At 66.4% G+C, this 21,603-nt stretch carries 19 protein-coding genes; 10 read left to right on the top strand and 9 right to left on the bottom strand.

Annotated elements, in window-relative coordinates; all coding sequences use genetic code 11:
* Positions 1 to 183 precede the first annotated feature (183 nt).
* The 3 genes from BoBH3_RS20525 (at position 184) to BoBH3_RS20515 (ending at position 4,912) form a co-directional block, all read left to right on the top strand.
* A complete protein-coding gene (locus BoBH3_RS20525) occupies positions 184 to 1,536 on the top strand; it encodes a porin (protein WP_262332719.1) in 1,353 nt (450 codons plus the stop codon).
* Positions 1,537 to 1,842: 306 nt separating this feature from the next.
* The gene (locus BoBH3_RS20520; RefSeq protein WP_262332718.1) at positions 1,843 to 4,137 is read left to right on the top strand and encodes an OmpA family protein; all 2,295 of its coding nucleotides are present in this window, start codon (positions 1,843 to 1,845) and stop codon (positions 4,135 to 4,137) included.
* 13 nt (positions 4,138 to 4,150) lie between these two features.
* Positions 4,151 to 4,912, top strand: coding sequence for a hypothetical protein (locus BoBH3_RS20515; protein WP_262332717.1), 762 nt, complete (start codon positions 4,151 to 4,153; stop codon positions 4,910 to 4,912).
* Here the strand turns inward: BoBH3_RS20515 and BoBH3_RS20510 are convergent, their stop codons facing one another.
* Together BoBH3_RS20510 and BoBH3_RS20505 are read right to left on the bottom strand one after the other, a co-directional pair.
* Positions 4,913 to 5,806: an alpha/beta fold hydrolase gene (locus BoBH3_RS20510; RefSeq protein WP_262332716.1), complete on the bottom strand. Its 894-nt coding sequence runs from the start codon at positions 5,804 to 5,806 to the stop codon at positions 4,913 to 4,915. It lies immediately after the preceding gene.
* A gap of 93 nt (positions 5,807 to 5,899) precedes the next feature.
* A complete protein-coding gene (locus BoBH3_RS20505) occupies positions 5,900 to 7,966 on the bottom strand; it encodes a lytic transglycosylase domain-containing protein (protein ID WP_262332715.1) in 2,067 nt (688 codons plus the stop codon).
* 272 nt (positions 7,967 to 8,238) lie between these two features.
* On the opposite strand from BoBH3_RS20505, the gene dapA reads away from it, so the two are divergent.
* The 3 genes from dapA to smpB are packed head-to-tail and all read left to right on the top strand — an operon-like array spanning position 8,239 to position 10,301.
* Positions 8,239 to 9,132 carry a 4-hydroxy-tetrahydrodipicolinate synthase gene (dapA, locus tag BoBH3_RS20500; RefSeq protein WP_262332714.1) on the top strand — a complete coding sequence of 298 codons (894 nt, stop codon included), beginning with the start codon at positions 8,239 to 8,241 and terminating at the stop codon, positions 9,130 to 9,132.
* 54 nt (positions 9,133 to 9,186) lie between these two features.
* Positions 9,187 to 9,834, top strand: a complete 648-nt coding sequence (locus BoBH3_RS20495; protein WP_262332713.1) for an FMN-binding negative transcriptional regulator — start codon at positions 9,187 to 9,189, stop codon at positions 9,832 to 9,834.
* Positions 9,831 to 10,301, top strand: coding sequence for an SsrA-binding protein SmpB (smpB, locus tag BoBH3_RS20490; protein WP_262332712.1), 471 nt, complete (start codon positions 9,831 to 9,833; stop codon positions 10,299 to 10,301). Before BoBH3_RS20495 ends, smpB begins: the two co-directional genes overlap by 4 nt.
* Before the next feature lie 12 nt (positions 10,302 to 10,313).
* On the opposite strand, the gene BoBH3_RS20485 is transcribed toward smpB, so the two are convergent.
* The 5 genes from BoBH3_RS20485 to lepB form a co-directional block, all read right to left on the bottom strand.
* Positions 10,314 to 10,940 carry a LabA-like NYN domain-containing protein gene (locus tag BoBH3_RS20485; protein ID WP_262332711.1) on the bottom strand — a complete coding sequence of 209 codons (627 nt, stop codon included), beginning with the start codon at positions 10,938 to 10,940 and terminating at the stop codon, positions 10,314 to 10,316.
* A 141-nt stretch (positions 10,941 to 11,081) separates the two neighbouring features.
* Positions 11,082 to 11,648 carry a sugar O-acetyltransferase gene (locus BoBH3_RS20480; protein ID WP_262332710.1) on the bottom strand — a complete coding sequence of 189 codons (567 nt, stop codon included), beginning with the start codon at positions 11,646 to 11,648 and terminating at the stop codon, positions 11,082 to 11,084.
* A 13-nt stretch (positions 11,649 to 11,661) separates the two neighbouring features.
* Positions 11,662 to 12,573, bottom strand: coding sequence for a GTPase Era (gene era, locus BoBH3_RS20475; RefSeq protein ID WP_262332709.1), 912 nt, complete (start codon positions 12,571 to 12,573; stop codon positions 11,662 to 11,664).
* Positions 12,566 to 13,297 (bottom strand): ribonuclease III, encoded by a 732-nt coding sequence (rnc, locus tag BoBH3_RS20470; protein WP_262332708.1) that lies wholly within the window; start codon positions 13,295 to 13,297, stop codon positions 12,566 to 12,568. Before rnc ends, era begins: the two co-directional genes overlap by 8 nt.
* Positions 13,294 to 14,061, bottom strand: a complete 768-nt coding sequence (gene lepB, locus BoBH3_RS20465) for a signal peptidase I (RefSeq protein ID WP_262332707.1) — start codon at positions 14,059 to 14,061, stop codon at positions 13,294 to 13,296. The genes rnc and lepB overlap by 4 nt, the downstream gene beginning before the upstream one ends.
* Before the next feature lie 242 nt (positions 14,062 to 14,303).
* On the opposite strand from lepB, the gene aqpZ reads away from it, so the two are divergent.
* Entirely contained in the window at positions 14,304 to 15,029 is a 726-nt protein-coding gene (aqpZ, locus tag BoBH3_RS20460; RefSeq protein WP_262332706.1) for an aquaporin Z, read from the top strand.
* A gap of 30 nt (positions 15,030 to 15,059) precedes the next feature.
* Here the strand turns inward: aqpZ and BoBH3_RS20455 are convergent, their stop codons facing one another.
* Complete coding sequence (locus BoBH3_RS20455) at positions 15,060 to 15,815, bottom strand: pyridoxine 5'-phosphate synthase (RefSeq protein ID WP_262332705.1); 756 nt, start codon at positions 15,813 to 15,815, stop codon at positions 15,060 to 15,062.
* Between the two features lie 247 nt (positions 15,816 to 16,062).
* On the opposite strand from BoBH3_RS20455, the gene BoBH3_RS20450 reads away from it, so the two are divergent.
* From BoBH3_RS20450 to BoBH3_RS20440, 3 genes are all read left to right on the top strand, one after another.
* On the top strand, positions 16,063 to 17,778 hold the full coding sequence (locus BoBH3_RS20450) for an ATP-binding protein (protein WP_262332704.1): 1,716 nt from the start codon (positions 16,063 to 16,065) through the stop codon (positions 17,776 to 17,778).
* A gap of 105 nt (positions 17,779 to 17,883) precedes the next feature.
* The gene (rpoZ, locus tag BoBH3_RS20445) at positions 17,884 to 18,276 is read left to right on the top strand and encodes a DNA-directed RNA polymerase subunit omega (RefSeq protein ID WP_262332703.1); all 393 of its coding nucleotides are present in this window, start codon (positions 17,884 to 17,886) and stop codon (positions 18,274 to 18,276) included.
* A gap of 161 nt (positions 18,277 to 18,437) precedes the next feature.
* Positions 18,438 to 20,654 (top strand): RelA/SpoT family protein, encoded by a 2,217-nt coding sequence (locus BoBH3_RS20440; protein ID WP_262332702.1) that lies wholly within the window; start codon positions 18,438 to 18,440, stop codon positions 20,652 to 20,654.
* 3 nt (positions 20,655 to 20,657) lie between these two features.
* Here BoBH3_RS20440 and BoBH3_RS20435 read toward each other — a convergent pair whose 3' ends face one another.
* The gene (locus BoBH3_RS20435; RefSeq protein WP_262332701.1) at positions 20,658 to 21,503 is read right to left on the bottom strand and encodes a LysR substrate-binding domain-containing protein; all 846 of its coding nucleotides are present in this window, start codon (positions 21,501 to 21,503) and stop codon (positions 20,658 to 20,660) included.
* Positions 21,504 to 21,603 lie beyond the last annotated feature (100 nt).

Genomic DNA, 21,603 nt, shown 5'->3' with positions numbered 1-21,603 from the left:
TTTCGTATGGTGGCAATGCGTCGGGACGTTCCCGGTCGCTGTTTTTCGTCTTCGCCTCCGACAGAGATCGGTGACGCAGGCGAAAGACCGGGAACAGGCAGGTTCTGCAGCTGGGTTCTTAGGACCCGTTGCGGGGGGCAGGCTGAAGCCCGAGGGTCTCGAAACTCTTTTGGAGGTTACCAAATGAAGCTCGTCAAGAGCCTCCTCCTCGGTTCCGCCGCCGGCATCGCCGCGGTCGCCGGGGCTCAGGCCGCCGACCTTCCTTCGCGGAAGGCCGCTCCGGTCGAATACGTTCGCGTCTGCACCGCCTACGGTGCTGGCTTCTTCTACATCCCGGGCACGGACACCTGCCTGCGCGTCGGCGGCCGTGTGCGCGCTGAGTACACCTTCGGTGAGCGCTGGAGCCGTGCTCAGGACTCGTACGGCACCCGCGCTCGCGGCCGTATCTACATCGACGCCCGCACGGCCACCGCTTACGGCACGCTGCGTACGTTCGTTCGTTACGACGTGACCACGCAGTCCGGCGGCTACAACTACGGCGGCCCGAACGCTGGTACGAACCGCTTCAACTCCGCCACCGGCGGCGTGTCCGACAGCGGTCTCTTCCTCGATAAGGCCTTCGTTCAGTTCGGCCCGATCACCGCTGGTAAGGCGCAGTCGTTCTTCGACTTCTACGCCAACGACTTCGGCTTCTCGGTCGTCCGCACTTCGGACCGTTATCCGAACCTGTTGGCCTACACCGCCACGTTCGGCAGCGGCTTCAGCGCGACGATCTCGCTCGAAGACGGCCTGACCACCGGTCGCCGTCCGTTCGCTGCGGTCGCTCCGTTCTCCGCGGCCTACGAAGGTCAGACCTATCCGGACGTCGTCGCCTCGCTCCGCGTCGACCAGGGCTGGGGCTCTGCTCAGCTGTCGGGCGCCGTCGGCAACCGTGGCACGTTCAACGTCCTGAACGGCGCCAGCAATGATGACGTCGGCTACGCGATCCAGGGCGGCGTGAAGATCAACCTGCCGATGCTTGCGGCTGGCGACACTCTGTTCCTGCAGGCCGGCTATGCCGATGCGGCGATCGAGTATCTCGGCTGGAACGGCAGCGGCAACTCCGGCTTCGGCCGTGTCGCGACCTTCTCGCCGAACAACGCTTACGTCGATCCGATCAGCGGCCAGGTTGACACGGCCACTGCCTGGAACGTCGTTGCGGCTTTCCGCCACTTCTGGATGCCGACCCTGCGTTCGGACTTCATCGGTTCGTACTCCGAGGTTAAGGCTGTCGGCACCGGCGTTATCGGCGCCACCGTGGCTGGCGCTCCGATCTTCGGTGCTGCCAAGCTCGATCCGAAGGAGCTGATCGTCGGCGCCAACCTGGTGTGGATGCCGGTCTCCGGTCTCGACATCGGTGTCGAGGTTCTCTACTCCCGCATGGAGTTCAAGAACCGCATTCAGGACGCCAAGCAGGCTTTCCTGGGCGGCCCGATCCGCACGATCAAGTCTGACGACGCCTTCACCGGCCGTCTGCGCATCCAGCGCGACTTCTGATCGGTTTACCGATCTAGTCGGAAGCCCCGGGGAAACCCGGGGCTTTTTTGTTTGTTGCTGCCACCTGGGCGTTTCGCGCCCTTTTGGTTTTTGCCTGTGGGCTACCGCTGCTTCCCGGTTGACGCGAACCCGACCTCGGGCCTGATCTAGCGTGTTGATCATCAAGGCCTCTCTGCGCGATGATATGGCAGGGTGACGAGTTCAAGCCTTGGCTGCGGATCGCCGGCTAAGCCTTTGATAAGAGGGCGGCGATCCTGATGAGAAAGGCCTGCGTCGGCGATCGTCGCGCAGGGTAGGGGGCGAGATATGTCTCAGCCGGCGCGCTGGCTCTGGGGTCTGATTCCACTGGCTCTGCTATGGGGGGCCGGCAATCTCGGCCTCGACGCAGCTATCGAGCGCGATGTCGGCGAGCGCGCTGTGCAGGCGGTCGCGGCAGTCGCCGGCAAGACGCCGGGCGCCCGCCCGGTCCTGGCGCAGGTCGATGGTCGGGACGTCACGATCGGCGGCGAGGTGCTCTCCACCGACGGCGCGACCAAGGCGATGGCGCAGCTCCGGGCGGAGTTCGGCGTCCGTCGCGCGCTCGGCGGCCTCTCTCAGGTCGTGGCTCAGAAGCCCTATTCCTGGTTCGCCAGCCGGCAGGCGGAAATCGTCACGCTCGGCGGTTTCGTGCCGGATCTCGATACCGCTGCGGCGGGCCTCGCCGCCGCGGCTGCGGCCTTCCCTGGCATGCGCATCGACGACCGCCAGTCCGTCGCCTTCGGCGCTCCTGATGGCTTCGCGGCGATGGCGAAGGCCATGCTCGCCGAATTGCCCAAGCTGGCTTCGGGGAGGATCGCGCTCGACGATGGCCGCTTCTGCATCGAGGGCAAGGCAGTCAGTCCTGAAGCATTCCAGGCACTTAGCGCCATTTCTGCCCAGCCGCCTCAGCCCGGCTTCCGCGCCGTGACGTGCGACCTCGAGCCGCCCACCGTTTCACCCTATCGCTGGAGCGCCGAGAGGGCGGCCGCCGGCGAGGTTGTTCTGCAGGGCTTCTATCCGAACGAGGATGCGCACAAGCAGATCCTCGCGACGCTGCAGCGCGCCTTTGGCGCGGCCGTCCCGGTCCGCGATGGGCTGAAGCCCGGCACCGGAGCGCCCTCCGCCTTCCTGGAAAAGACGGCGCGTGCCATTGGCGATCTGGCTCGCCTGCGCGAAGGCAGGGCCGAACTGACCGGCGATGTCTATACGCTCTCCGGTAAGGGCCCTGATAGTCATGACGCCTGTCAGGCTCTGCGGCTCCAGATCGCGCAGATGGACGGGCCAGATTCGGTCGCGCAGGTCGCGATCGACTGTCCGCCGCCGCCTCCAGCCCCGCCGCCGACCCCGGTGATCGTGCCGCTGCCGGATATCCCAGGCTTGATCCTGAACGACGTCTTGCCAAAGGCTTCAGCGCCGTCCGCTGCGACCGCTCAGGCTCCTCCGCCAGCACCCCCGCCCGCACCCGTGCCGCTCGACTGGAGCGCCACTCTCGCGGATGGCCACCTCGGCCTGAAGGGCGGATTGCCTGGCGAGGCGGTTCGTTCAGGCATTCTCGCCGCGGCGCGCCGGTTCTTTGGCGAGGCCTCGATCCAGGATGGCTCGTCCGTCGAGCCCGCGCTGCGCTCCGACCTGGACATTCCGGCAGCCACCGCCTTCGCGCTCGAAGCCTTGTCGAAGCTCAAGGTCGGCTCGGTGACGCTCCGCGACAAGGCCTTCGCGATCGCCGGCCAGGCTGCGGATGCGGCGAGCCTGATGGCTTTGCGCCAGCTTCTCGCGGCCGCCCCGGCGGGGCTCTCGGTGCCGACCCTGCCGGAGAGCGTGCTCGTCCGGCCCTATGGTCTCGCGCTGTCGGCTGACCGCACAGGCCTGAGGCTCTCCGGCTACGTGCCGGACGAGGCCACGCGCACCGCGCTGGCGGCGCTCGTTGCCGATTCCCCGCTCAAGGGTCGCCTCGACGATGCGACTGAGGTTGTGCCCGGCGCACCCGCCGGATTCGCGGCCGCGGCGCGCACGGCGATGACCGATCTGCTGCGGCTCGATCTCGGCTCGGCGTCGGTCGAGGACGATCGCGTCGCCATCCGTGGCCTGACCTGCCGGGAACTGATCAAGAGCGAAATCGAGACGAGCGGCGCCACGGGGCTGCCGCCGGGCTTCAAGTCGGATGTCGCGATCGCGCTGCGCCAGACCGGTTGTGTCGTCGATCCGCCGGCAAGTTGCCAGAACGATCTCGACGGCCTGACCAGGAGCAACCCGGTGTTGTTCGGGCAGGGCACCTCTGCGGTTGCGCTCGACGCGACGACCGAGAAGGTCGTCAGCGAGGCCGTCGCCATCCTGAAGAAATGCCCTGGCTCGCCAGTCACCATCGAGGGGCACGCCAATCGCGACGGCGAGCGCGGCGGCTTCGACAATATGCACCTGTCGCTGCGCCGCGCCATGCGGGTGCGCGACGAGATCGCCCGGCGCGGCATCGATCCGGCGCAACTGACGGTCAAGGCCTATGGGAGCGCGCGCCCGCTGCTGCCCCATGAGGCACGCGAGGCCAAGGCAATGAACCGCCGCGTGCAGTTCACCGTGGCCAAGTAGGACGGAGGCGGACATGCTCTATCTCGCCAGCCAGTTCGTCTGGTTCCTGCTCGCCGCCTTCGCGCTCGGCCTCGCGATGGGCTGGATCAGCCACGACGGCGGCAAGGCACGGTTCTGGAACGGTGCCTGGATCGTCGTCGCGGTCCTGTGGTTTGGCGGCGCCGCTCTGAGCTGGTTCCAGGTTCTCAACGGCATGACTGCGACCTGGGTCGAGACGGCCTTGCTGTTCGTCGCCACCTATTGGCTTGGCTGCGTCTGTGCCGGTTTCGCGCGCAAACCCGCTACCGAGAGAGCGCTGGAGGCCTCCGCTACGAACTCTCCTTTGGCAGCCGAACAGCAGGCGATCGTTGCCGAGGCGCCTGCAGCCGCGCCGCCTGTCGCGAATGAGGCGGAATTGCCGGGCCGGCGTCCGGCAGGCCTTGCTGCCGCGCGCGACGGCAAGGCCGACGATCTCAAGCTCATCAAGGGTGTTGGCCGGCAGAACGAGGGCCGTCTGCATGCTCTCGGCATCTGGCATTTCGCGCAGATCGCGGAGTGGACGGCCGAAAACGTCGAATGGGTCGGCGGCTATCTCGCCTTTTCCGGCCGCATAGAACGGGAGGACTGGGTCGGTCAGGCCAAGGTGCTGGCGACCGGGGCGGAGACGGAGTTTGCGACGCGCGCCAAGGCCGGATTGGTCGAGAGCTCGCGCGACGATGGTTCGGTCGGGCAGGAGAACATCGCCAAGTTGCCGGCGGAGGCGGGACAGCCCGCGCCGTCGCGCTCCGAAACCTGATCAGCTGGAACGGCGCTCGGCCCGGGCGATCAGCTTGCCGATACGGCGAATCATCTCCTTGCTGCCGAGCAGGGGGGCGTGGCCCTGCCCGGGCGCGGTGTAGATCTCGCAGTCGGGATGGCGCTCGGCCATCTCCTGCAGGGTCTTCTCAGCCATCAAGTCGGAATTCGCGCCGCGGATCGCCAGCATCGGCACGTTCCTGAGGGCGTCGAAATAGACCCAGAGCACCGGCAGCGGCGCCTCGAGGTCGAGCTCTTCGAGCACCTTCATCAGCCTGATGTCGTAGTCCGGCCGTAGGTTGCCGTCGCGGTCGGTCCAGGTCCGCCGCGCCATGACCTCCCATTCGGCATCGCTCAGGGCCGAAAATTGCTGGTCGGAGAGCCGTTTCAGGATCTCGGCGCCTTCCGAGAAGCTGCGCGGGACCGGCAGCTTGCCGACATAGCCGCGGATGCGCAGCAGCCCGCGTGCATCGATCACCGGCCCGACATCGTTGAGGACGACGCCGCGAATGGCGCCGGGCCGGGCCGCCGCCAGTGCCATCGTCAGCAGGCCCCCGCGGGAGGTGCCGACGAAGATAGCTTCGTCGATGCCGTTCGCGACCAGCACCTGCATCAGATCGTCGAGTTCGACGCGGATGTCGTAGTTCTTCCAGTCCCGGTCGTATTCGGAGAGGCCGCGTCCGCGATAGTCGAGCGCGAGCACCCGGCGCGGCAAAGTCTCTTCCTGTGCCAGGGCCAGCGCCAGCTCATGGAAATCGGCGGCCGTGCGCGCGAACCCCGGCAGGCAGACGACCGGCAATGTGGTCGCTGCGAGCGGACCATAGTCGCGCAGATGGAGCTTCAGTCCGTCGCGGGCGCTGACGAAGCGGGAGGTGAAACCGGAATGGGCGGTCATCATCGTCTCAGGCGAGAAGGCGGCCTGCACCTAACCCGGCCGGAGACGTTCGGGTCAAGCCCGCGCATGACGAGGCTGGAGCGCTCCTGGGGCTCACTCCCGCCTGCCGCCACGTTTCAGGTCATGGTCGATCAGGTAGGCCGTGCGCTGGTTCAGCCGCTCGCGGTAGACCTGCAGGTTCTCCATCACGCGCTGCACGTAGTTGCGCGTCTCCGAGAAGGGGATGCGCTCCACCCAATCCACAGCATCGACATCGGGATCGCGCGGGTCGCCATAGGCTGCGATCCATTTCTTCACATTCGGCGAGCCGGCATTGTAGGCGGCGAAGGACAGGATATAGGAGCCGCGCCATTCCTTCAGCAGGTCGTTGAGATGGGCTGCGCCCATGCGAGCCGCATAGAGCGGATCGTGCCCCAGCTTGTCCCAGTCGAAGGGCAGGCCGGCACGGCGCGCCGTCTCGCGGGCCGTCGCCGGCATCATCTGCATCAGCCCGCGCGCGCCTGCATGGGACATGGCGGTGGGATCGAAGGCGCTCTCCTGCCGCGCGATCGCATGGACGATGGCGCGTTCCATCGGGTCGCCCAGCACGTCGAAATCCGGGATGCCGTTGACCGGGAAGGCCGCCATGTCGAGCGGGAAGCCTCGCTGGAGTGCCGCCTTGCCGACGCCGAGGAGGGCGCGCGCATCCGCCTCGCGCCCCGCGATGGAGGCGACGGCCTCGAGCGCCTCCGTGCTGTGCAGCCGCTGCGCGAGATCGTGCAGCATCAGCGTGGCGAGACCTCGCTCGCCCAACTGATAGAGCAGTCGCACGCCACGATGACCCGGCAGAGCGTCGAGTCCGACGGCGGTTGTCTGTCGTAGCGGCAGGTCGGAGAGCCCGAGCTTCGCCCGTGCGAGCTGCCCGTAATAGGCGATCGGATGGGCTGCTGCCTTGCCGAAGGCCGTTTTGGCCTCCTCGACCTTGCCGAGTTCTTCATAGGCGCGGCCCTGCCAATAGGCAGCGCGCGCAACCGAGATCGGTGTCTCGGCGATGGCTGCGGCAGCGTCGAAATGCTTCAGTGCGACATCTGCCTTCTTCAGGAAGCGCAGCGCGATGAAGCCGGAATGCCACTCGGCCTCGATTCGCTCGGCTGCATCCTCGGCGCCATGGCCGGCCGAGACCTGATACGCCTTCTCCGGCTGGCCGGCGTCGATGAGCTTGCGCGAGATGATGCGCCGCTCTTCCCACCAGCCATCGCCATCCCCGAGCAGGGCAGGGTCGCGCGGGATGGCTGCGAGCGCCTTCACGGCCTCGTCGAGCTTGTCGCCTCGACGCGCCTGCTGCGCCTGAAGGAAAGCGAAGGAGACGTCGCCGCGAAGCGAGGCCGGCACGGCCGCGATCTGCTTCTCGGGAATCGGGCGCCGTGCCTTGGCGCTCGCGAGCCGGGCGCGGGCGAGCACGAGATAATCGGCTGACACGCGGGCGGCGTTGCGCAACGCGGCCTCGCCCTGTTCGCGGAAGAGAAAGCGCTCTGCCCGCAGGCGGTGGTCGTCCTTGGTCAGGCTCGCATCGAACTGCGCCAGCACGATCTTTTCGAGAGACTGGCTGAACGGATCCTGCCGCCAGCTCCGGCGGATGAGCGCGGCCGCCTCGTCCTTGCGGCCCTCGTCCTTGAGCGCCAACGCCAGCGCGATCCGCCCTGCCGGCGAGACCGGCTGCTGACCGTGGAAGAAGGCGCGCACGATCCCGGGGCTCTTCCGCTCGGCGATCAGCGCCTCTTCGGCGCGACGGCGGAAACGGATCGTTGCCGGATAATTCGGCTGCTCGCGCAGGAAGGCATCGATGCGGGCGAACGACACCACCCCGGCATTGCTGTGGATCGCCACCCATTCGAGCAACGCCCGCGCGGCGCGGTCCGTGATCTTGCCGGCGAGCACATCGCCTTCTCCGAGCGCGCCGCGCCTATAGGCCGCGATGGCGGATTTCACCGCCTCGGTATCGATCGTCTCCGCGTCGCGCCGCACATCGGCGGGTGAGGCCGGAGTGGCCCCGGTCTTCTCGAAGTCGCCGATCATGGCGAGCTTGCGCTGGCTGGCGAGCATGCCGTCGTCGCCGGCCTGCGTCGTCGAGGCGCAGAGCATGGCGGGCAGCAGCAGGGCGATCAGTCTGGGTGGGGTCATTCGGGGCGCGGCGGCAGGCGAGGCCATGGCGGGTCTCCGTCCTGGGGCAAGCGTTTTTGAAACGGGCGATGATGAGTCAGTCGGTGTCGGGGCAGGCGTCGTCCGGGGATTGAGTCCTGGGGCGTGCATGTGTCGATGTTCGAGGATGGGAGTTTAAGGAGGTTTAACCAAGAGGCCACGCATTTTCATGAGTTGGCGGCTTTGCCTTGGCCGACCTACGGTTTATGTGTGGCGGCTTCGTAACCCGCGTCTCGCCTTCAGGATTGGCCCTCATGACCAAGCACGCTGCCTTCACTGGCTCTTTGCCCGCTCTGGTCACGCCTTTCAAAGCCGGCAAGGTCGATGAGGAGGCGCTGCGCGCGCTGGTCGAATGGCAGATCGACAACGGCTCGACCGGGCTGGTTCCTGTCGGCACGACCGGGGAGAGCCCGACGCTCAGCCATGACGAGCACAAGCGCGTCGTCGAGATCGTCATCGACCAGGCGAAGGGCCGCGTCCCTGTGATTGCCGGCGCGGGCTCCAACAATACGATCGAGGCGATCGACCTCGCCATCCACGCCGAGAAGGCCGGCGCCGACGCCGTGCTCGTGGTGACGCCCTATTACAACAAGCCGACCCAGGAGGGCATGTACCGGCACTTCAAGGCGGTGAATGATGCGATCGGCATCCCGATCATCATCTATAACATCCCGCCGCGCTCGGTCGTGGACATGTCGGTCGAGACGATGGCGCGGCTCTATGAGCTGAAGAACATCGCCGGCGTGAAGGACGCCACCGCCAACCTCGCGCGCGTCTCGCAGCAGCGCCACGCGCTGGGGCCGGATTTCATCCAGCTCTCGGGCGAGGACATGACGGCGTTGTCCTATATGGCAGCCGGCGGCCATGGCTGCATTTCGGTGGTCGCCAATGTCGCCCCGCGCCTCTGCGCCGATCTGATGACGGCCGTGCTCAAGGGCGATTACGCCGCCGCACTGAAGGTTCAGGACCGGCTGGTGCCGCTCCATGATGCCATCTTCAAGGAGCCGGGCCTCGCCGGAGCCAAGCACGGGCTCGCGCTCCTCGGTCGCATCGAGGAGGAGGTTCGCCTGCCGCTGCTGCCGGTGACGCCGGCGACCGGCAAGGTCATCCGCGAGGCGATGGTTTTCGCCGGGCTGTTGAATGCCTAAGTAAGGTTCTGCGTTCGTCCGGTCATCCCGGCCGAAGCCAGGGAAGCCGAAACGATGTACGAGCCCAGTCACTTCAAGGTCGAGGATCGCGCGCAACTGCACGCGGTCATCCGCCAGCATCCGCTCGCCACGCTGGTGACGGTCGGCGAGGGCGGTCTGCTGGCCAATCCCGTGCCCTTCATCCTTCATGCGGACGAGGGCGAGAACGGCGTGCTGCGCGCCCATCTCGCCCGTCCCAACGCCCAGTGGAAGGCGATCGCCGCCGGCGCTGAGACGCTCGTGATTTTCACCGGCGTCGAGCGCTACGTCACACCGGCCTGGTATGCGACCAAGCAGGAGCACGGCAAGGTCGTGCCGACCTGGAACTACGTCACCGTGCAGGTGCGTGGGCCTGCCCGCGCCATCGAGGACCCCGCCTGGCTGCATGCGCAGCTGGAGTCCCTGACGCGCCAGCAGGAAGCTCCCCGTGCTGAGCCCTGGGCCATCTCCGACGCGCCCGCGCCCTTCATCGCGGCGCAGGCCCGCGGCATCGTCGGCGTCGAGGTCGAGATCGCCTCGATCCTCGGCAAATTCAAGCTCAGCCAGAACCGGCGCGAGGACGACAAGATCGGCGTTCTCAATGGCTTGAGCGCCGATCCGGAATCGGAATCGCAGGCCATGGCGGCGCTGGTGAAGCAGCATGGATTCGGCGGCACGGCATGAAGAAGCCAGATCCTGACCGCTACAAGCTCGCCGCGGACAACCGCAAGGCGCGCTACAACTACGAGATCACCGAGACGCTGGAGGCCGGCATCGCCCTGCAGGGCACCGAGATCAAGTCGCTGCGCGGCGGCAAGGCGACGATCGGAGAGAGCTATGCCGGGCCGATGGGCACCGAGCTGTTTCTCTTCAACGCGCATATCCCGGAGTATCTGGAGGCGAACCGCTTCAACCACGATGTTCGCCGGCCGCGTAAGCTCCTGCTGCATCGCCGCCAGATCAACAAGTTGATGGGCGCGATCCAGCGTGAGGGCTTCACGGTCATTCCGCTCAAGGTCTATTTCAACGACAAGGGCCGCGCCAAGGTCGAACTCGGTCTCGGCCGGGGCAAGAAGCTCCACGACAAGCGCGAGACCGAGAAGACCCGCGACTGGAACCGCGACAAACAGCGTCTGCTGAAGAACGGGTAGGGGCGGGCGGCTTTACCCCTCCACCGGCTCGTCACCCTGGCGGATTCCGTAGCGGCGCTCCAGCCCTGGGTTGGCCGGCCCTCCGGGCGCGACCGGGGCGCGGCCGGCACGCTCGGCGGGATCGCGGCCGACTTTCTGCACGAGCTGGGCGAGATCGACGAACTCGTCGCATTGCCGGCGCAACTCGTCGGAGACCATCGGCGGGTTCGTCGAGATCGTCGAGACGACCGAGACCTTCACGCCCTTGCGCTGCACGGCTTCCACCAGCGGCCGGAAATCGCCGTCGCCCGAGAAAAGATAGATCTGGTCGAGATGCGACGCGAGCTCGAGCATCTCGATCGCGAGCTCGATATCCATGTTGCCCTTCACACGCCGCCGGCCGGTGGCGTCGGTGAACTCCTTGGCCGCCTTGGTGATGACGCGATAGCCGTTGTAGTCCAGCCAATCGACCAGCGGGCGGATCGAGGAGTATTCCTCGCTCTCGATCAGCGTCGTGAAATAGAAGGCGCGGATCAGATTGCCGCGCCCCTGAAACTCACGCAGCAGACGGCGATAGTCCATGTCGAAGCCAAGCTGCTTCGACGTCGCGTAAAGATTGGCGCCATCGATGAAGAGCGCAATGCGCGGTGCGCCGACCATGGCGATTACTCCTGCTGAAATCACTTCAAATATTCAAATGTGAGGGAATCACGGTCGAAGAATGTCAGGCATCATTGTTTTTTTACGACCTCGAAACTGCTCCCGTGGCGTCTTGACGCAGCTTGGCGAGGCCCGTGCCATCTACGACGGGCTTCGCTGGAGTTGCGGTCGCAGCCTCGCTGGATTCCCGACCGCCATACGTCCTGCCGGCACGTCTCGCGTCACCACGCTGCCCGCCCCGACGATCGCATCGTCGCCGATCGTGACGCCTGGCAGGATGATCGCGCCCGCGCCGATCCAGGCATTTCGCCCGATGGTGACGGGGCGGCCGAACTCCAGCATCTGCCGGCGCTGATCGGCGTCGCGTGGGTGATCGGCTGTGAGGATCTGGACGCCGGGGCCGATCTGCGTGCCGGCGCCGATGGTCACCGCAACGACATCCAGAATGACGCAGTTGAAGTTCAGGAAGACGCCGTCGCCCAGGCTGATGTTGTAGCCGTAGTCGCAATGGAAAGGTGGGCGGATCGTGACGCCCCGCCCGACCTGCGCAAAGGCCTCCTGCAGCAGCGGGAGTCGCATCTCGGGGCTGGCGGTCGTCGCGTTGAACCGCTCCATCCAGGCACTGGCGCGCCGGTTGTCCGCGATGAGTTCCGGACTGTCGGCCCGATAGAGCTCGCCGGCGAGCATCTTGTCCTTTTCGCTGCGCATTGCCGGTGGTGTGTCAGCCCTTTGGGAAGTCCAGCCCCATCTCGCGGTAGCGCTCGGGATCGTCGCTCCAGTTCTCGCGCACCTTCACGAACAGGAAGAGATGCACCTTGGCCTCGGCCGCCTCGGCGATCTCGGCGCGTGCCTTCTGTCCGATCGCCTTGATCGTCTGGCCACCTTCGCCGAGCACGATCTTCCGCTGGCCCTCGCGCTCCACATAGATCGTCTGCTCGATCCTGACCGAGCCGTCGGGCTTCTGCTGCCAGCTCTCGGTCTCGACCGTGGAGCGGTAGGGCAGCTCGTCGTGCAGTCGCTCGAAGATCTTCTCGCGGGTGATCTCGGCGGCGAGGAAGCGCAGCGGCGCGTCCGAAATCTGGTCCTCCGGATAAAGCCAGGGACCGAGCGGCAGGCGCTTCTCCAGCCAGGAGAGGATGTCCTTGACGCCATAGCCGGTCAGCGCCGCGACCATGAAGGTCGCCTCGAAGTTCCCGCGCTCGTTCACCTTGGTGGTGACTTCGAGGAGCTTCTCCTTCGGCACGGTGTCGATCTTGTTGAGGATCAGGAACTTCGGCTGCCTCAGCTCGGCGAGCCTCTCCAGCAGCGCCGTGTTCTCCTCGTGGTCGAAGCGGGCGACATCGATCAGCACGCCGATCAGGTCGGCATCGGTGGCGCCGCCCCAGGCGCTCGTCACCATGGCTCGGTCGAGCCGGCGCTTGGGCGCGAAGATGCCGGGCGTGTCGACGAAGATCACCTGCGCCGCGCCCGAGAGCGCGATGCCGCGCACCTGCGTGCGCGTCGTCTGCACCTTGCGCGAGACGATCGAGACCTTGGCGCCGACGAGCTGGTTGAGCAGCGTCGATTTGCCGGCATTCGGCGCGCCGATCAGCGCGACGAAGCCGCAGCGTGTGGGCTCTGCCGCTTCAGTCATTGTCGCTCTCCGGATTTTCGTTCCACAGGCCTTCGCGCCTCAGGAACGCCTCGGCCGCGGCCTGCTCGGCCAGTCGTTTCGATGGGCCGCGCGCTTCCGCGTCGGCGAGCCCGTTGATGCGGGCGGCGACGACGAAGACCGGCGCATGGTCCGGCCCCGAGCGGCCACGCTCGCTGTAAGTCGGCGTCTGGTAGCCCTTGCCCTGTGCCCATTCCTGCAGGGCGGTCTTGGCGTCCCGCAAGGGCCTGACAGGTTTCATCATGCGTTCGCCGAAGGCGCGCTCGATCAGCCCGCGCGCCGCCTCGTAGCCGCCGTCGATGAAGACAGCACCGATGATGGCCTCGCAGGCATCGGCCAGGATCGCCTTGTTCTTGCGCGCCCCGCCGAGGATCTCGCCTTCGCCGAGCCGCATGAACTGGCCGAGATTCCAGCCCTCTGCCACCTCGACGCAGGTCTCCTTGCGCACGAGATCGGCGAGGCGGCGCGAGAGATTGCCTTCCTCCGCCTGGGGGTAGCGCCGGAACAGCATGTCGGCGATCGAGAGGCCGAGCACGCGATCGCCGAGAAATTCGAGCCGCTGATAGCTCGCCAGCCGTGAATCCTCGGCGCTCATATGGGTGAGCGCGGTGGTCAGCAGTGCCTTGTCCGTGAAGCTGTGGCCGAGCGTGGCTTCAAGCCGCGCGGTATCCGGCGCCTTGCGCCCGCCTTCGCCCGCCTTGCTCACTTGATGGTGCTGAACAGACGGTTCCAGCGAACCGTATAGGGCCATTCCCAGATCTTCCAGGCCGAGGCGCCGTCCTCGATCGAGAAGAAGATGATCTCGGCGCGGCCGACGAAATTCTCGAAGGGCACGTAGCCGACGCTGCGGTCGCGCGAGTCGAGCGAGTTGTCGCGGTTATCGCCCATCATGAAGAAATGCTCGGGCGGCACCTGGAAGACCGGGGTGTTGTCGAAGCTGCCGGTATCGCCCTCGCGCTCGATGATCTCGTGGCTGACGCCGTTCGGCAGTGTCTCGCGATAGCGGATCACGGAGACGCTCCGGCCCCAGTTGTCGGGCGTGACGAAGTCGGCGATGCGCTCGCGCTTCACAGGCTGGCCGTTGATGTTCAACACGCCCTCGATCATCTGGATGCGGTCGCCCGGCAGGCCGATGACGCGCTTGATGTAGTCGGTCGAGTTGTCGGTCGGCAGCTTGAACACGGCGATGTCGCCGCGCTTGGGCTCTGCCGCCCAGACTCTGCCGGAGAACAGCGGCGGGCTGAACGGGATCGAGTGCTTGGAATAGCCGTAGGTATATTTCGACACGAAGAGATAGTCGCCGATCAGCAGCGTCGGGATCAGCGAGCCCGAGGGGATGTTGAAGGGCTGGAACAGCAGTGTGCGGATGACCAGCGCGATGAGCAGCGCCTGCACGACGACCTTGATCGTCTCGAGAATGCCGCCCTCTTCCTTGGCCGCCTTGGTTTTGCTGTCGACTTCGTTGGCCACGCGGGCGCTCCTGACACTGCAATTCAGCGCGGTCTAGCCGACTATCGCGTCTGCGACAACGCGCAAGCGCGGCGCGGGGGATCGATGCTGTGAGATGGCGAATACCTGAAGCTTGCCAGTTCGAGCAGGGAAGACGGCAGGAACAGGGTCTGAATACGGTTTGCGGCAAGTTGACGATCAAGTTGACGACATTGTGTTTCCCCAACAGCATCGCAGCCGTCTCGACTCTGGAGGATACGCCCATGGGTACGAAGAAATATGTTGCCGAGGCCATCGGCACGTTCTGGCTGACTTTCGCCGGCTGCGGCAGCGCGGTCATCGCCGCCGGCTTTCCCAATGTCGGTATCGGTCTGCTGGGGGTCTCGCTGGCCTTCGGTCTCTCGGTGGTGACGATGGCTTATGCCATCGGCCACGTCTCGGGCTGCCATCTCAACCCGGCGGTGACGATCGGCCTCGCGGCCGGCGGGCGCTTCCCGGGCGGACAGGTCGTTCCTTATATCGTGTCGCAGGTCGTCGGCGCGATAGCGGCGGCCGCCGTCCTCTATGCGATCGCGCGCGGCGCGCCCGGCTTCAGTCTCTCAGGCGGCTTCGCCGCGAATGGCTTCGGCGAGCACTCGCCCGGCAAATACGATCTCGTCTCGGCCTTCCTCTGTGAGGTCGTCATGACGATGATGTTCCTCTTCATCATCATGGGCTCGACCCATGGCAAGGCGCCTTCGGGCTTCGCGCCGCTCGCGATCGGGCTTGCGCTCTGCCTGATCCATCTGGTCAGCATCCCTGTGACCAATACCTCGGTGAATCCCGCCCGCAGCACGGGGCCGGCGCTCTTCGTGGGCGGCTGGGCTCTGGGTCAGCTCTGGCTGTTCTGGGTGGCGCCGCTGATCGGCGGCGCGCTCGGCGGGATGATCTATCGCTGGCTGAGCGAGGAGCCGCACGGCGTTGTGACCGGAACGGCGCCCGCGGCCTGAGCAGAGCCGCGGGGCTTCGGCCGGGCTGCCTCAGCCGGGCAGCCCGGATCGCCCCTCATCCATGGCCTGCCTTATGCGGCCGATCGCGGCCTCGAGCCCGACGAAGATCGCTTCGCCGATCAGGAAATGGCCGATGTTGAATTCGACGAAGGCCGGCACGGCCGCGAGCTTGCGAGCCGTGTCGTAGTCCAGCCCGTGCCCGGCATGGACCTCGATGCCGAGCTTTGCGGCGAACGCGGCGCCGCGCGCCAGCCGCTGGAATTCGGCCTCGGCCTTCGCTGCCAGGCCGTCCGCAACGGCGTGGCACCAGGTCCCGGTGTGCAGTTCGACGACGGGGGCGCCTAGCTCGGCCGCCATCGCGATCGGCGCCTCGTCGGGCTCGATGAACAGGGAGACGCGGCAGCTCGCCGCCTTCAGCAGGGCGATACGCGGCCTCAGCTCTGCCTTCTGGCCGACGACGTCGAGCCCGCCCTCGGTAGTGCGTTCCTCGCGCTTTTCGGGGACTAGGCAGGCCGCATGGGGTTTGAGCCTCTCCGCCAACGCGATCATCTCGTCGGTGGCGGCCATCTCGAAATTCAGCGGACGCGTCAGTTCGGCGGCGAGGCGCTCCATGTCGGCATCGCGGATATGGCGCCGGTCCTCGCGCAGATGGGCGGTGATCCCGTCAGCGCCGGCTGCGACCGCCAGATGCGCCGCGCGCACCGGGTCGGGCAGGGTGCCGCCGCGTGCGTTCCTCACCGTGGCGACATGGTCGATATTGACGCCCAGACGTAGCCGCTCGGCCATGATGCAAAGCCCCCATTCGTTCCCTTGTCCTTAGACGAAAGCGCATCGCCGGCTCAATGCACGGATTGTCATGGCTGGGCTCACGAATTGCGATCGATCGGGACTGACAAGGCTCCACGAGCAATGGGCGTTTGCGATTTGCTAACCCCAATCGGCAGATGGGCGCGGCGGTGAAGGCAATCGTAACCGCGCTGCTGTAGCCTCTGCTTAAGGGCCGACCGAACCGGGGCAACAACGAGCGGGATCGATGCAACTCCCCCTGAAGAACGCCACTTTCGAGACTGACATCGAGCCGGATCGGCGCGAGACCGAGCAGCCGCCTGAGCGCGCTATCGGCCGGGTGATCGCCTGCGACGGCTCCCGCGCCACGATCCTGAGTGCTGTGTCCAGCGGTGGCTGGCGGCCGATGGACATCTGGGCGATCGGCCGGATGGTCTCGATCAATCTCGGCGACAGCCGCATCGTGGCGCTGGTCTACAAGGTGCACGCGGTCGCGACCGACTGGAGCGAGGCCGGCGAAAACCCGATCCATGTCGACGTCGAGTTTCTCGGAGAGGTGCAGGAGAGCCAGGACGGTCGGCTCCGCTTCCAGAGCGGCATCACCTCCTATCCGCCGGTCGGCGCCATCGCTCATCGCATCCGGACCGGAGACCTCGCCCTCGTCCATGATCTCGGGGACCGCGCTGGCGTCGAGATCGGCCACATCACGCAGGATGCGAGCATTCCCGCGACCGTCAGCGTCCAGGACATGCTGTCCCGGCACTTCGCGCTCGTGGGCACGACCGGCGTCGGCAAGTCGAGCGCGGTCGCGCTGCTGCTGCGCCGGGCCGTCGCGGTGCGCCCGCGGCTGCGCGTGCTGATTCTCGACCCGCACAACGAATATGCCAGCGCCTTCCCCGATCTCGCCCTGACGATCGACGGCGATGCGCTCGACCTGCCATTCTGGATGTTCAGGCAGGAGGAACTGGCCGACGTCGTCTTCCGTGGCCGCCCGCCGCTCGATGACGAGCCGGACATCCTGCGTGAGGTGATCGCGGCTGCCCGAGGCCGCTATCGCGTCCCGACTGGCCCCGAATTGGCCCGCGACCTCGGCTCTTCTGTCCTCAAGCGCCCGCTCGATATGGGCGCCACCAAGCCCGGCCAGGAGCCGCCGCCGCAGGCTTCTTCCATCGACATGGCGGTGCCGTACCGCCTCAAGGACGCCTTCGCCGTCATCGACGAGCTCATCGGCCTGCATGAGCAGCGCTGGCCCCGCGCCGCCCTGCGCTCGTTGAAGGTGCGGCTGGAATCGCTCCACGCCGATCCGCGCTACCGCTTCATGTTCGGCCGCGCCAACATGTACGAGACGATCGCCCCGATCATCAGCCAGATCTTCCGCATCCCGATGCATGGCCGGCCGATTGCCGCCTTCCAGCTTGGCGGGCTGCCGGGCGAGGTGGTGAATGCGGTGGCCTCGGTGCTGTCGCGGCTCGCCTTCGACCTTGCCATGGCGAGTCAGGGCGCCTGCGAGATTCTCGTGCTCTGCGAGGAGGCGCATCGCTACGTTCCCTCCGACGCGGCGCTCGGCTTTGCGCCGACGCGGCAGGCCATCGCCCGCATCGCCAAGGAAGGCCGCAAATACGGCTCCTATCTCGGTGTGGTGACGCAGCGCCCCGGCGAACTCGACCCGACCATTCTGTCGCAGTGTTCGACCATTTTCGCGATGCGGCTCGCCAACGAGCGCGACCAGCAGATCATCCGCTCGGCGATTTCGGACGCTTCCGCCAGCACGATCAGCTTCCTCTCCTCCATCGGCAATCGCGAGGCGATTGCCTTCGGCGAAGGCGTGGCGACGACGATGCGGATGCGCTTCGCGGATATTCCAAGGCATGAGCTGCCGGCGATGGGCGTCGCCAGGCAGGGAGAGGACGGCACGCTGCGGGAGCCGACGCTCGACGACATGATGCGGCGCATGCGCGCCTGAGAGGGCTGACCGGAGAAACGCGAAATTCTTGCATCGCGGAGGCTTTGGCTGTAAGGCCGTGCCCAATCAACTTCCCTGCATCGCCGAGATCGGAAGAAGCCGCCCATGGCTCGCGTTACCGTTGAAGATTGCATCGACAAGGTCGAGAACCGCTTCGAGCTGGTGCTGCTCGCCAGCCACCGCGCGCGGATGATCCAGTCGGGCTCCTCGATCCTCGTCACGCGCGACAACGACAAGAACCCTGTCGTCGCGCTCCGCGAGATCGCCGATGAGAAGCTGAAGCCCGAGGATCTGAAGGAAGACCTGATCCACTCGCTGCAGAAGCACGTCGAGGTCGACGAGCCCGAGGCCGAGACGGTCCCGCTGCTCGCCGCGCCCGGCCAGAGCGCCTCGACTCCCGATTCGGAGGTTCAGTTCGACCGCATGAGCGAGGATGACCTGCTGCGCGGCCTCGACGGCCTCGTGCCGCCGACCGAAAGCGCCGACGACGAGGACTGATCCCGTCGCGCGTGCATCGTTTCTTCACTGTTACCAGCTAAAGCCCGGCAATGCCGGGCTTTTTCGTGCCCGCCACCGGAAACCTCCTTGCCGCCCCGCATGCCTGAGCGAATAATCGACCGTCGCGACGACGGAAAAAGAAGACTGAGGCCCTTATGGGCATGATGCGGCAATACGAGCTCGTTGACCGGGTCAGGAGCTACAATCCGAACACGGACGAGGATCTGCTCAACCGTGCCTATGTCTATGCCATGCGTGCGCATGGCACGCAGAAGCGCGCCTCGGGCGATCCTTTCTTCGCTCATCCGCTCGAAGTCGCGGCGATCCTCACCGATCTCAAGCTCGACGATGCCACCATCGTCGCCGCCGTCCTCCATGACACCGTCGAGGACACGGCCGCGACGCTGGAGGAGATCGAGAGCATGTTCGGGCCGGATATCCGCCGGCTCGTCGACGGCCTCACCAAGATCAAGAAGCTCGACCTCGTCTCTAAGAAGGCCGCGCAGGGCGAGAACTTCCGCAAGCTGCTGCTCGCCATCGCCGATGATGTCCGCGTGCTGCTGGTCAAGCTCGCCGACCGGCTGCACAACATGCGCACGCTGCACTTCGTCCCGCCCGAGAAGCGCCTGCGCATCGCCGAGGAGACGGCTGAGATCTACGCCCCGCTCGCTGGCCGCATGGGCATGCAGGAGCTGCGCGAGGAGCTGGAGGAACTCTCCTTCCGTCACATCAAGCCGGAGGCCCATGCCACCGTCACCAAGCGGTTGGAAGAGGTCACAGCCCGCGAGGGCAAAGTCATCGGCGCGATCGAGGCGGATCTAATGGAAAAGCTCGATGCGAGCGGCATCGAGGCCCAGGTCTTCGGCCGGCGCAAGCGGCCCTATTCGATCTGGAAGAAGATGGAGCGGAAATCCGTCTCCTTCGAGCAGCTTTCGGATATCTTCGGTTTCCGCGTCATCGTCGCGAGGCCGGAGGATTGCTACCGCGTCCTCGGCATCGTCCACATGACCTGGCCGATGGTTCCGGGCCGCTACAAGGACTACATCTCGACGCCGAAGCAGAACGACTACCGTTCGATCCACACGACCGTGGTCGGTCCCGGCCATAGCCGCGTCGAGCTTCAGATCCGCACCGACTCCATGGACCGCATCGCCGAATATGGCATCGCGGCCCACGCCCACTACAAGGATGGCCGCCCCGGCGAAGCCATCCGGCTCGGCGATGAGAGCCGCGCCTATCAATGGCTGCGTCGCACGGTCGACCTGCTGGCCGAGGGAGACAGCCCGGAGGAGTTTCTCGAGCATACCAAGCTCGAGCTCTTCCACGATCAGGTCTTCTGCTTCACGCCCAAGGGGCGCCTGATCGCGCTGCCGCGGGGCGCGACCCCGATCGACTTCGCCTATGCGGTCCATACCGATGTCGGCAACAGTGCGGTCGGCGCCAAGATCAACGGCCGCATCGCGCCGCTGCTGACCGAACTGCAGAATGGCGACGAGGTTGAGATCACCCGCGCCGAGGGGCAGGCGCCGCCAGCGGCCTGGGAATCCCTCGTCGTCACCGGCAAGGCCCGCGCCGCCATACGCCGCGCCACCCGCGCTGCTGTGCGCCGGCAATATGCCGGGCTCGGCCGCCAGATCCTCGAACGCGCCTTCACCCGCGCCGAGCGCGCCTTTTCCGACGACAAGCTCAAGGCCGCGCTGAAGCGCCTCGCCCGCAATACGGTCGACGATGTGCTCGCCGCCGTCGGGCGCGGCGAGATGTATTCGGGTGACGTCGTCAAGGCGGTCTATCCCGATCTGGAGCCCGAAAAGCGTACTTCGCCCGAGGCCAGGCCCGCTGCGGCTGACAGCAACGGCAAGGGCTGGTTCGAGCTGCGCCAGGGGGAGAACCTCAAGTTCAAGCTGCCGGGCGAGGACCCATCCGACAGCGCCATCCCGATCCGAGGCCTCGGCCGTGACCTGCCGGTGCGCTTCGCCCCGGAGGGCGGGGCCGTGCCGGGGGACCGCATCGTCGGCATCCTGACGCCGGGCGAGGGGGTGACGATCTATCCGATCCAGTCGACCGCGCTCGCCGCCTTCGACAACGAGCCCGACCGCTGGCTCGATGTGCGCTGGGACCTCGACGACAAGGTGCCGCAGCGCTTCCCGGCCCGCATCGCTCTGAAGTCGATCAACGAGCCCGGTTCGCTGGCGCAGGTGACGACGACCATCGCCGAACACGACGGCAACATCGACGCCGTGCAGATGAACCGCCCCAACCCGGATTTCACCGACGTCACCATCGACCTCTCGGTCTGGGATCTGAAGCACCTCTCCGCGATCATCAGCGAGCTGCGCGAGAAGCGCGTGATCAGCCGCGTGGAGCGGGTGATCGGGTAACGACTAGCCGCGGAACGCCGCCGCAAGCTCGCGCACGAAGGCTCGCCCGCGCGGCGTGGCGGCGTTGCTGCGCAGAACGACCTGCGAGCGTCCGAGCGCCGGCAACCCCCACTCCGGGCCGACGTCGACGGTGCCGGGCGGGGCGATCCGCGTCGCGAGCGCTGCGACGCCGAGGCCGCCGGTCAGCGCGGCCTGCACTGCGGCCATCCCGCCGCCGATGAAGGCCTCGCGCCAGTCGATGCCCTGCCGGTTGAGCGCATTGATGGCGTGCTGTCGCAGCCGGCATTCGGCGACGAGGTTGATAAGAGGCAGCGGCCTGTCCTCTCGACGCGCGAGCGCGGGGGAGGCGAACCAGCCGAGATCGTCCTCGCGCAGCACCTCGCCTGTTCGGCCTGCGCCAATCCTGCGGATGAGGACTGCGTCGAGGTCGCCCGCCTCATAGGCCATTTCCAACTGGCTCGATGGCTCGATCCGCAGATTGACGATGAGGTTGGGGTCGCGCGCCGCCGGGCGGGAGAGCAGCATGGGGACGTCGGAGCCGGCCGCCTGCTCGCTGATGCCGATGGCGACACGCTCTGGTGCCTCGCTGAAGATCGCGAGCGCTCGGTTATGGGCCTCCAGGAAGGCGCGGGCCACTGGCAGGAAGCGTTCGCCTTCGGAGGTGAGCCGAACAAGCCGCGGATGCCTCTGCAGCAACAGTTTTCCGAGCGCCGTCTCCAGTCGCTTGATGCGGGTGCTGACCAGCGATTGCGTCGAGCCGAGCGCTTCGGCTGCGCGGGTGAAGCTCGACAGCTCGGCGGCTTGCAGGAAGGAGGCAACCGCCTCCACATCGAGTACTGGTGAACCCATAAATCATAAATCCGTATTTTTGATATACCTATAGATACGATTTATGGATTTATCATTCAAGGCTAGCTTCTCGATATCAAACCGCGGCCGGCGAGCCGCC

It is taken from the genome of Allobosea sp. BH3, from assembly GCF_025499465.1.
GTDB lineage: Bacteria > Pseudomonadota > Alphaproteobacteria > Rhizobiales > Beijerinckiaceae > Allobosea.
The sequence above is the reverse complement of the archived record's forward strand: the minus strand, read 5'-3'. Positions and strand labels throughout refer to the sequence as shown.